The sequence below is a fragment of the Escherichia sp. MOD1-EC6475 genome (assembly GCF_003046645.1).
Taxonomy (GTDB): Bacteria; Pseudomonadota; Gammaproteobacteria; order Enterobacterales; family Enterobacteriaceae; genus Escherichia; species Escherichia ruysiae.
On record NZ_PZKQ01000014.1, the window covers coordinates 1 to 10,954 of the forward strand.

The window sequence follows — 10,954 nt, forward strand, 5'->3', positions numbered from 1 at the left end:
TGCACGTAATCAGCAAGCGATATACGCAGCGAATTGAGCGGCATAACCTGAATCTGAGGCAGCACCTGGCACGGCTGGGACGGAAGTCGCTGTCGTTCTCAAAATCGGTGGAGCTGCATGACAAAGTCATCGGGCATTATCTGAACATAAAACACTATCAATAAGTTGGAGTCATTACCGAAAATACTCAAATGCCCTCCTCATTGGACGAAAAAAATGCTGGTGGGAGCACTCCACCAGCATTAAAAGTGACACTGTAACTATCAGCGAACGTAAATAGTGCCGCCGTTCTCTTTTTCCCATGCATCGCTACGTGCATAGCAAACATCGAGAAGTCTTCTTGCCGCAGTTTCCTCTAAACCCAATTCGACAACCAACTGCTCATGACGGCGGGTAACCACATCAAACAGGGTATGCAGCCCTTTAGTTGCCAGATCATCAATGAATTCCGGTTCGAACGGCAGCTCTGCATCTGCCAACATAACCTCTTGCGCCCACTCAACTCGACGGACCAATTCCGGGCGGCGGCTTTCCATCTCTTTACAGATCAATTCATGGAAGAACTCTACCCAACCTTCCGGCTGAAACTCGCGGAAAATTGCCAACGGCTGGAAGTTTGGCATCAACCATTCGTTGATTCGGATATCAATGGCATAGCCCATGTCGCAGCAGAACTGATAAGCAAAGTCCAGCTTAGAAACGATATAAGGACGCTCGTTATTGAACTCTTTAGGCGATGAGATCCCATAAGCCAGGAGGCGCGGGAAGAAGGAGATTTGCCCTAACGTCGGATGAAGTTTGCTTGCAGGGAAACGGCGCTCAGTAATGCCATACATTTCCTTCTTGAGCGTCGCAAATTTGGCATTCTCATTAACCAGCGCGGTAACCTCTGCTTTTTTATTAGCAAATGCCACGCGCGCCTCGCTTGCATCTTTAATAGTTTTTTTGAGCTGTTGGTTAAGGTCGGCGACCTGCTTACGCAGTTCCTGTCGCTCGCTTTTAGCTTTGTTATAGCGTTTCTCAAGGTTAAAAGGATCAAGTTTCATGATCTCTTTATATTGAGATTTTAGCGTTGAAATCTGTAAGTTCCGCAGTTCAACCATCGCGGTCATTTCATTGAGTTTTGTTTCCAGCTCAATGCTTATACGTTCGGCATTATCAGCACGCTGGTTGGCGTCATGCGTCGCATCGTCGATCGCGTCCTGTTGCTGGCGTTTCAAATGTTCAATTTGCAGCTGAAGCTCTTCAATTTCTTTACCCTTCAGACCGAGATCCAACTGCATATTTTCAGCTGCATCTACCAGGGAGTTATGGCTATCAGCTTCTGCGTTATAAACATCAATAAGCTGTGCGTGAAGCATCTCCGCTGACTGAACCGCATTATCAAAAAAACGTGCTGTGAGGTCATCACAACTAACGCGGCGTTGCGCGGCCCGGATGTTCTGGATAATGGCCGGGATACCGGCATTCAGGACATCAGGGATAGATACATTTTCGATTGATTGGTTTTGTGCTGAAGTGCTCATTTCAAAGTTCCGTATTAGCTTGTGCTTCGGTCATTTTTCCTAAGTATGAAGGTGGAAGGACTACGCAATTTGTATCCAGTCCCTCACCTATGGCAGCCTGTAAAATTCTGGCTAAGGTGAGTCTCTTGTTGCGATACCTGGTGATGACATGCCTGATACCGCCGGTCGGCGTAACAAAGGCGATCAGCCAGTAGTGATATTTCCGTCGGAATGGCCACATAGTGCACCTTGTAGATTGCTCTAATAAAAAACATGATGAGTGTACATCACGTTTTAAAAATAATGAATTATTAGAGCAATATTATTCTGATTCTCGCTCAAAAAAATGAGCTGATAAGGGGAAGCCAATCCTCTGACACTTCGCGAGGTCGCGGTTTGCCGTGGAAAAAGATTATTCGGCAGTCTTTTGGTAATGCCCCATTCCCCCTGGAGTAACGCGCGCTCGCATATTTCGAACCAGGTTCCACAACATCGGCCTTGTAACTTACAAACCATCCCGGATACAGATCCTGAAATGCTGGTGTATCATCACCCATAACCTTCCGCAAAAACCCCTGATCACCCCAGCATTCAGTAGTAACACAACGAGCAATCCAACCTTCCGGATCTTGCCAGAATGCACTCCAGATATGCGCTTTTACACTATTTGGTATCCACAGGGCACCGCTGCCACGATATTGTGGATGGTAAAAATCCCTAAGCATGGTGAAGCTGGTTGGTGGATTCTCTAGGATTGGGCGTATATCACCGGCAATAACCGTGTCCAAATCCAGATAGAACAGATCATCGGTTATATCCGGTCGGAACAACTCGATTTTCGCCCACCAGCCACGGCACTTTTGCCACTGGTTGATCAATGGGACAACTTTGACGCCAGGTACATGTAAACGCTTCAGGTCTGTCAGGCAAATAATTTCATAGCCTTTTGGCAGTTGATTAACAAGCCACTGCACATCGGAAGCGTTATAGTCACCACCAGAGCGAAGAACTAAAGCAATCTTCATGCTGCACCATCACCTTTCACTTTCATCAATGTCAGGTTTCCGCAAAATACGGCACCTGTGTCGATATAATGCTGATTCCAGAATGTCTTCGGGCTTTTCACCGGAGTGTGACCAAAGATAAAACGATCTGCGCCAGAAATTTCGCCACCAATATCATCCATCGAATCACTGATACGCTCGCGCGCCCAGACAACGTTGAAAAGCGGCACCTCCTTACCGAATTGATATTCATTATGGCTTTGTTGAATAAATCGAACTTTTGCTGAGTTGAAGGATCAGATCACGCATCCTCCCGACAACACAGACCATTCCGTGGCAAAGCAAAAGTTCAGAATCACCAACTGGTCCACCTACAACAAAGCTCTCATCAACCGTGGCTCCCTCACTTTCTGGCTGGATGATGAGGCGATTCAGGCCTGGTATGAGTCGGCAACGCCTTCATCACGAGGAAGGCCCCAGCACTATTCTGATCTCGCCATCACCACCGTTCTGGTGATTAAACGCGTATTCCGGCTGACCCTGCGGGCTGCGCAGGGTTTTATTGATTCCATTTTTGCCCTGATGAACGTTCCGTTGCGCTGCCCGGATTACACCAGTATCAGTAAGCGGGCAAAGTCGGTTAATGTCAGTTTCAAAACGTCCACCCGGGGTGAAATCGCACACCTGGTGATTGATTCCACCGGGCTGAAGGTCTTTGGTGAAGGCGAATGGAAAGTCAGAAAGCACGGCAAAGAGCGCCGTCGTATCTGGCGAAAGTTGCATCTTGCTGTTGACAGCAACACACATGAAGTTGTCTGTGCAGACCTGTCGCTGAATAACGTCACGGACTCAGAAGCCTTCCCGGGCCTTATCCGGCAGACTCACAGAAAAATCAGGGCAGCCGCGGCAGACGGGGCTTACGATACCCGGCTCTGTCACGATGAACTGCGCCGCAAAAAAATCAGCGCGCTTATTCCTCCCCGAAAAGGAGCAGGTTACTGGCCCGGTGAGTACGCAGACCGCAACCGTGCCGTTGCTAATCAGCGGCTGAGCGGAAGCAATGCACGGTGGAAATGGACAACGGAATATAACCGTCGCTCGATAGCGGAAACGGCAATGTACAGAATGAAGCAGTTGTTGGGAGATTCACTGACGCTGCGTGACTACGATGGTCAGGTAGCGGAAGCTATGGCCATGGTGCGTGCGTTGAACAGGATGACAAAGGCTGGGATGCCAGAAAGCGTGCGTATTGCCTGAAAATCCAGCCAGCTACAGGGTCGTTCGCACGAAATCTTATTTATTCAACAAAACCGTTTACATGTGGAAATCCCGTATAGAAACAATCCACAGCATCAACCACTATGCCTCCAAACTGTAATAACCATTCACTCTAATTTGGTGGCAGCTATGAAACAAAAACAATATGGCTTCTATATCGACAGCAGTAGATGTACAGGATGTAAAACCTGTCAGGTTGCCTGTAAAGATAAAAATCAACTGCCTATTGGTGTCAATTTTCGTCGGGTATATGAATACGCCGGAGGTAGTTGGACTCAAGCCGGAAAAGATATCTGGCGACAAGACGTTTTCGCTTATTACCTCTCCGTCAGCTGTAATCACTGCGCCGATCCGGCCTGTACCAAAGTTTGCCCTACCGGCGCTATGCATAAGCGTACACAGGATGGTTTAGTTGTTGTTGATGAGCAAATTTGTATCGGTTGTCGATACTGCGAAATGGCCTGTCCGTATGGAGCGCCGCAGTATAACAGCGAGAAGAAACACATGACAAAATGTGATGGCTGTTATGAATTAATCGAACAAAATAAAAAACCGCTGTGTGTTTCATCGTGTCCGTTACGGGCGCTCGATTTTGGGCCAATCGACGAACTAAGAGAAAAATATGGTGATATTACTGATATCGCCCCACTTCCCCAATCGTCGTTTACCCAACCGTCTATCACGATCAATCCCAATCCTCATGGGAAGCCAACGTCAGAGTATCGTGGAACGATTGTTAATAAATCGGAGCTATAACTATGCATGAATTACCTTTGGTCTTCTTTACCGTACTTATGCAAGCCGTTGCCGGTAGCTTTATTCTGCTTTGGTTAATTAAGCTGATCCCTGCCGCTCAGCTACAAACCTCAGGCCAACAATTTTCACTGGCAATATTCTCTCTTTGGCCGCTGTTAGCACTGGCGGGGCTCGCCGCGTTAACACATTTAGGCCAACCATTAAGAGCCCTAAACGTACTCTTTGGCCTAAAACATCTTTCTCCCATGAGCCTCGAGATCGTCATGGTGCTCATTTTTAGTTTGCTTGGCCTAAGCACCAGTTTCTTACTATTGAAAAAAGTAAAAGGAGCGCCACTGCTCCTGTGCGCTGTTCTGGCGGCACTGGCAGCCATCGGTGTTCTATTTGCCATCGCAAACGTTTATTTTTTACCAACAGTTTCTCTTTGGTCTACGCCGTGGACCGTTATTAACTTTGTATTTAGCGGTATTTTGTCCGGCTCATTATTAAGCGCCCTTCTGTTGTACGCATTTCGTAACAGAAACGGGAGTTCAACATCGTTCATATACATCATGAAACCCATTTGGGGCGCGGTACTCTTTCTATTTATCCTGTTTTCCTGTGGCTATTTGTTTGCTCTAAACGGAGAAGTTAGCGCAATTCCTGTATGGCTTAAAGCTATTCAAGTTATTCGAATCCTGTTATTGGCATCCGCATTTCTCTGCTGCCTTTTAATGAATTTATCCACGCAAATAACGGGCAAGTTAGCCGCTGTAACAACGGCTGTCATTATTGCCGAGCTCTTAGGAAGAGTCTTTTTCTATGAACTTATTTTACTGCAACAGCTTTAAGGCAATCGGACTTAACGCCGCGATATAAGGATTTTATTATGTCTACACAACAAAATATAACGCAAGCAGTCGACCATTCTGATTTATCCCGCAGGCGCTTTTTAAAACTGAGCTCTTTTCTCGGTATGGGCGCCTATTTATCGACTCACTCTATGAATGCTATCGCTGCGGCTGTTATTGATACTCACGTAGGTGAAGTTGCCAAATGGCACAATTGCTGGGCACATTGTCATTCCAGTTGCTTATTAAAAATCGTGACTGAAAACGGTGAAATAAAACGTATTGAAACGGACGACCAAGGCGATGATACATTTGGTCGCCATCAAGTCAGAGCTTGTTTACGCGGCCGATCTTTGCATAAACGAACCTTCGCTCCCGACAGATTAAAATACCCAATGAAACGCATCGGCAAACGTGGCGAAGGTAAATTTAAGCGCATCAGTTGGGAAGAAGCACTAACGGAAGTGCACGATAAGCTAAGTCATATCATCCGTGAATATGGTAATCAGGCAATCTTCAGCCGAATCGGTTACGGAAAACCGGACGGTTCTTATCACTATGTTCCCAGATTTCTGAATATGATCGGCGGCTACCTATCGCCGGAAGGTAATTACAGTAGTCACCAGATTGATACGGCTTCTCAATATACTTACGGCGATAAATCTTATACGTTCGGCAGCGCACCAACGGAAATGGCGCGTTCAGATCTGATTGTTTATTTTGGAAATAATCCGGCCAATACGCGAATGAGCGGTGGCAGCGATACTTACCATTATCAATGGTACAAAAAGCAAAACTCCGCCAGAACAATCGTTATTGATCCTCAATACACAGATACCGCCTGTGGTCGGGAAGATCTTTGGCTGGCTATTCGCCCGGGAAGTGATGCAGCATTAGTTGAAGCAATTGCGTGGGTACTGATAACGGAAGGTTTTACCGATGACGACTTTCTGAAAACACATTGTTACGGTTATGACGAAGAACCGGGTGATAGCGAAAAAAATATTCCTCCGTTAGATAAGCGTTTGGGATACAAAGCTTATATTTTGGGTGAAGGCATCGACGGTATCGCAAAAACGCCAAAATACGCCAGCGCAATCTGCGGCATTCCGGAAGAACAAATTTATCAGTTAGCACGTGAACTTGGCCACGCGAAAGCGCCCTATATTGCTCAAGGTTGGGGCCCCCAGCGTCAGGCTGCCGGAGAACAAACGGCCAGAGCAATATTTATGCTGCCAATTTTGCTGGGTAAAATCGGCTTGCCCGGTACGAATAACGGCGCATCAGACTTTTTGTTCCACACAACAGATGTCATGACAATGCCAACCGGAAAAAACCCGGTTTCGGCAAAAGTTCCCTGCTTTAAATGGCTGGAAGCCGTAGAACGTGGCCATGAAATGACGGCATTAACCGATGGGATCAAAGGCGCACCTAAATTAGATACCGACGTAAAATGCGTCTTTATGTATCAAGGCAACTGGCTGTTAAATCAGCACTCTGACTGCAATGCAACGGCCAAAATATTGGCCGATGAAAGCAAGTTAGAGTTTATTTTCGTGATGGATAATCACATGACAGCCAGCGCTAAATTTGCGGATATTTTACTACCGGATATTACTTGGCTGGAAAACTCTCGTATTGTGGCCTTCTCAACGCATTTGACTATGACTGAACATGTCATTGATCCTATGTACGAGTGCCGCCATCCTTACGATGTCTTTGCCGATCTTGCCGACAAATTTGGTCTCCGCGAAAAATTTACTGAAGGGCGCAGTTGGGATGACTGGCAACGCTATCTGTATAACCAAAGCCGTTTAAAACACACGAATTTTCCGCCTATCGAGATTTTAGAACGAGAAAAAACCGTTCGTCTTCCGTTTGATCCTCTCGCACCGCGATATACGTTAAAAGCGTTTCGGGAAAATCCGGCCCTCAATCCACTGAAAACAGAATCAGGTAAAATTCAGATTTACAGCCATAAACTAGCCAAACTTGCGGAAACATGGACGCTGCCGGCGGGAGATACGATTACGCCATTGCCGCAATATACGCCGACGTGGGAGAGCTATGCCGATGAGGCATTAAGAGAGCAATATCCTTTACAACTCATTGGATTTAAATCAAAAGGACGCCCACACTCAACGTTTCATAACGTTCCGTGGCTGCGGGAAGTCATTGACGATGTTTTAATGATTAATCCTATTGATGCAAAGGCTCGTCATCTTGCTCAAGGGCAGATGGTGCATGTTTATAACGCACGCGGAACGATTCAAATTCCAATACGCATTACGCCAAGAATAATGCCCGGCGTTGTAGCGATGGGCGAAGGTGCATGGTATCAGCCGGATGAGAAAGGCATTGATATCGGTCGATGCATTAATACCCTCACTCGTTTAAAGCCGACGGCCTTAGCGAAAGCCAACCCTCAAGGAACCAATCTGGTCGAAGTCAAACCGATTTAAATTCAACGTTAGCCTCTCAATGGAGGCTAACTCATTGATTTCGTTTTAGCCGGAAATCTATCTCTTTTTATAGGTGAATAAAATGAGCCATCGTATAGAAACTGAAGCTATTACTGAGCGTGAATTGTCACTGGTCAGCTTATCCCTTTTGTATCATTTCTTTTGCTTTGAACCACAAAAGGCACTAATCAACAATATGTTAAACAGCGATATTCTTAATCTTTGGCACAGTAAATGGGACATGGATATTCACGAGACAAACACCTTTTTACAAAATCAAGATGCTCTCGAGCGTTTGCAGGCTGACCATTTAGCCTTATTCGTTGGCATTGGGATGCCAAAAGCCGTTCCATGGGGATCGGTTTATCTGACGGAAGAGAACCTGCTATTACAGCGCTCAACTCATGCATTAACCGCTTTTTTGAAATCCCACCGCATTATACTTTGTACCGATGAACAGCAAATTTCTGACCACATTGGATTATGTTTATCAGTACTCGCCTTGCTATTAAAACAATGGGGAGATTATCCGGAAGAAACCACCGAGCGCACAATACGCGAATTTTTACGCGATCATTTATTGCCATGGAGTGGCCGTTTTTGCGAATTGCTCACCGCCCATGCTGAAACGCCTCTATATGCATTATTAGGAAAAGTCACTAAACGGATATTAAAAGATCAGCAACATCAATGGCAGATTACCCCGCGGCCCCGCACGCTATATTATTGATCTTAAACTTTTACAAACGGATTTTATCTAATGGGGGCCATGAGGTTGCCATTCGTGTGCCGGCGTTCAAAAGTCTCAACTCACGGTTTTATCAGGTTGAGGAAAATATGCCGATCACCATGGCAAAGTCTTCCCCTCCATGCTCTAATCGGCGCCATTAAGAAACCCCGTAATTAAGAGGCTCCTAATACTGTGGCACAATACGTCTATACTATGCATCGTGTCGGAAAAGTTGTTCCTCCGAAGCGACATATTCTAAAAAATATCTCTCTCAGCTTCTTCCCCGGCGCCAAAATTGGTGTGCTTGGTTTAAACGGCGCAGGTAAATCCACGCTATTACGCATTATGGCCGGTATCGACACCGATATCGAAGGTGAAGCGCGTCCGCAGCCGGGCATTAAAATTGGTTATTTGCCGCAAGAACCTAAGCTGAATCCTGAGCAAACCGTAAGAGAAGCAGTTGAAGAAGCCGTCAGTGAAGTCAAAAATGCCTTAACGCGTTTAGACGAAATTTATGCGGCATACGCAGAACCGGATGCAGACTTCGATAAGCTGGCTAAACAGCAAGGCGAAATGGAAGCGATCATTCAATCTCACGATGGACATAATCTGGATAACCAGTTGGAGCGTGCTGCTGATGCATTGCGCCTTCCGCCGTGGGACGCCAAAATTGAGCATTTATCCGGTGGTGAACGCCGTCGCGTTGCACTTTGTCGCCTACTGCTGGAAAAACCGGACATGTTACTGCTCGACGAACCAACCAACCACTTGGACGCAGAGTCCGTTGCCTGGCTGGAACGCTTCCTGCATGACTATGAAGGCACCGTTGTAGCCATTACCCACGACCGTTACTTCCTTGATAACGTCGCAGGCTGGATTCTGGAACTTGACCGAGGTGAAGGTATTCCATGGGAAGGTAACTATTCTTCATGGCTGGAGCAAAAAGATAAGCGTCTGGAGCAAGAAGCCTCTTCCGAAGCCGCTCGCCGCAAATCTATTGAGAAAGAACTTGAGTGGGTTCGCCAGAATCCAAAAGGCCGTCAAGCTAAGAGTAAAGCGCGTCTTGCCCGCTTTGATGAGCTCAATAGCGTTGAATATCAAAAACGCAATGAAACCAGCGAGCTGTTCATTCCGCCCGGCCCTCGTTTAGGCGATAAAGTGCTGGAAGTTCAGAATCTGAAAAAATCTTATGGCGATCGTCTGCTAATAGAAGATTTATCATTCGCGATTCCAAAAGGTGCCATTGTCGGTATTATCGGCCCGAACGGCGCTGGTAAATCAACGCTGTTTCGCATGATTTCCGGTCAGGAGCAGCCTGACAGCGGCACAATCACTTTAGGTGATACCGTAAAAATCGCCTCCGTTGATCAGTTCCGTGACAGTATGGACAATAGCAAAACGGTTTGGGAAGAAGTTTCCGGCGGTCTGGATATTATGCGCATTGGTAACTTTGAACTGCCAAGCCGCGCTTATGTCGGTCGCTTCAACTTCAAAGGCACCGATCAGGGCAAACGCGTTGGCGAGCTTTCCGGCGGCGAACGCGGTCGCTTACATTTAGCTAAACTGCTACAAGTTGGCGGAAATATGCTGCTTCTCGACGAACCGACTAACGATCTGGATATCGAAACGCTGCGTGCGCTCGAAAACGCCCTGTTAGAGTTCCCGGGCTGCGCCATGGTCATTTCCCATGACCGCTGGTTCCTTGATCGTATCGCTACGCACATCCTTGATTACGGCGATGAAGGTAAAGTGGAATTCTTTGAAGGTAACTTTACTGAATACGAAGACTGGAAAAAGCGTACGCTGGGTGCAGAAGCGCTTGAACCTCATCGTATCAAATATAAGAAGATCGCCAAATAATTCTGATCTATTCTTATTAACGGATGTTTTATCAATACACACATTAACGCCCCTTAATTTAGGGGCGTTTTTTCAGGTTGAGCGTAACGGGCTTAATCACTTGAGGAGAGCAGAGATGCCTGCAAACGTTTTATTATTAGGCGCAACCGGATTAATCGGCAGTCATTTACTCGCTATGCTGCAATCCGATCCGCGCATTGAACGCATTTACGCTCCGACGCGCCACCCGCTGTCAAATGCGGGTAACAAAGTGATTAACCCAACGGGCAGTGATGTTCAAATTCTGCTTGATACGCTGACTGAACCCGTTGACGCCGCTTTTTGCTGTTTGGGAACCACACAAAAAACCGCCGGTAGCCGCGCGGCTTTCCGCTTTGCTGATATTACACTTCCCGGGTTATGACTCCAACTTATTGATAGTGTTTTATGTTCAGATAATGCCCGATGACTTTGTCATGCAGCTCCACCGATTTTGAGAACGACAGCGACTTCCGTCCCAGCCGTGCCAGGTGCTGCCTCAGATTCAGGT

Annotated in this window: 10 protein-coding genes and 2 pseudogenes; 8 read left to right on the forward strand and 4 right to left on the reverse strand. The window is 46.7% G+C overall.

Annotated features, from left to right (window positions below):
- Window positions 1–164, forward strand: a 164-nt coding sequence (locus A7589_RS04675; RefSeq protein WP_000507499.1) for an IS1 family transposase, incomplete at its 5' end; no start/stop codon positions are given.
- A 99-nt stretch (window positions 165–263) separates the two neighbouring features.
- Here the strand turns inward: A7589_RS04675 and A7589_RS04680 are convergent.
- From A7589_RS04680 to A7589_RS04695, 3 genes and pseudogenes are all read right to left on the reverse strand, one after another.
- The gene (locus A7589_RS04680) at window positions 264–1,526 is read right to left on the reverse strand and encodes a hypothetical protein (protein ID WP_033550853.1); all 1,263 of its coding nucleotides are present in this window, start codon (window positions 1,524–1,526) and stop codon (window positions 264–266) included.
- Window positions 1,527–1,827: 301 nt separating this feature from the next.
- Window positions 1,828–2,530, reverse strand: a pseudogene (locus A7589_RS04690) (hypothetical protein).
- Window positions 2,527–2,763, reverse strand: a pseudogene (locus A7589_RS04695) (metallophosphoesterase); the annotation flags it as partial. The pseudogenes A7589_RS04695 and A7589_RS04690, both read right to left, overlap by 4 nt.
- 34 nt (window positions 2,764–2,797) lie before the next feature.
- Between A7589_RS04695 and A7589_RS04700 the strand changes: the two are divergent.
- The 7 genes from A7589_RS04700 (at window position 2,798) to A7589_RS04730 (ending at window position 10,828) form a co-directional block, all read left to right on the forward strand.
- Entirely contained in the window at window positions 2,798–3,766 is a 969-nt protein-coding gene (locus A7589_RS04700) for an IS5 family transposase (protein WP_165797959.1), read from the forward strand.
- 150 nt (window positions 3,767–3,916) lie between these two features.
- Complete coding sequence (locus A7589_RS04705) at window positions 3,917–4,543, forward strand: DMSO/selenate family reductase complex B subunit (protein ID WP_032306837.1); 627 nt, start codon at window positions 3,917–3,919, stop codon at window positions 4,541–4,543.
- Window positions 4,544–4,545: 2 nt separating this feature from the next.
- On the forward strand, window positions 4,546–5,373 hold the full coding sequence (locus A7589_RS04710; RefSeq protein WP_033550846.1) for a dimethyl sulfoxide reductase anchor subunit family protein: 828 nt from the start codon (window positions 4,546–4,548) through the stop codon (window positions 5,371–5,373).
- 38 nt (window positions 5,374–5,411) lie between these two features.
- Window positions 5,412–7,835, forward strand: a complete 2,424-nt coding sequence (locus A7589_RS04715) for a DMSO/selenate family reductase complex A subunit (protein WP_042004625.1) — start codon at window positions 5,412–5,414, stop codon at window positions 7,833–7,835.
- Between the two features lie 82 nt (window positions 7,836–7,917).
- Entirely contained in the window at window positions 7,918–8,565 is a 648-nt protein-coding gene (locus A7589_RS04720) for a TorD/DmsD family molecular chaperone (protein ID WP_042004624.1), read from the forward strand.
- 192 nt (window positions 8,566–8,757) lie between these two features.
- Window positions 8,758–10,425: an energy-dependent translational throttle protein EttA gene (ettA, locus tag A7589_RS04725; RefSeq protein ID WP_032306836.1), complete on the forward strand. Its 1,668-nt coding sequence runs from the start codon at window positions 8,758–8,760 to the stop codon at window positions 10,423–10,425.
- 115 nt (window positions 10,426–10,540) lie between these two features.
- On the forward strand, window positions 10,541–10,828 hold the full coding sequence (locus tag A7589_RS04730; protein WP_108188745.1) for a Rossmann-fold NAD(P)-binding domain-containing protein: 288 nt from the start codon (window positions 10,541–10,543) through the stop codon (window positions 10,826–10,828).
- Between the two features lie 7 nt (window positions 10,829–10,835).
- Here A7589_RS04730 and A7589_RS04735 read toward each other — a convergent pair.
- Window positions 10,836–10,954: IS1 family transposase (locus tag A7589_RS04735; protein WP_000685268.1), on the reverse strand; the 119-nt coding region annotated here is incomplete at its 5' end.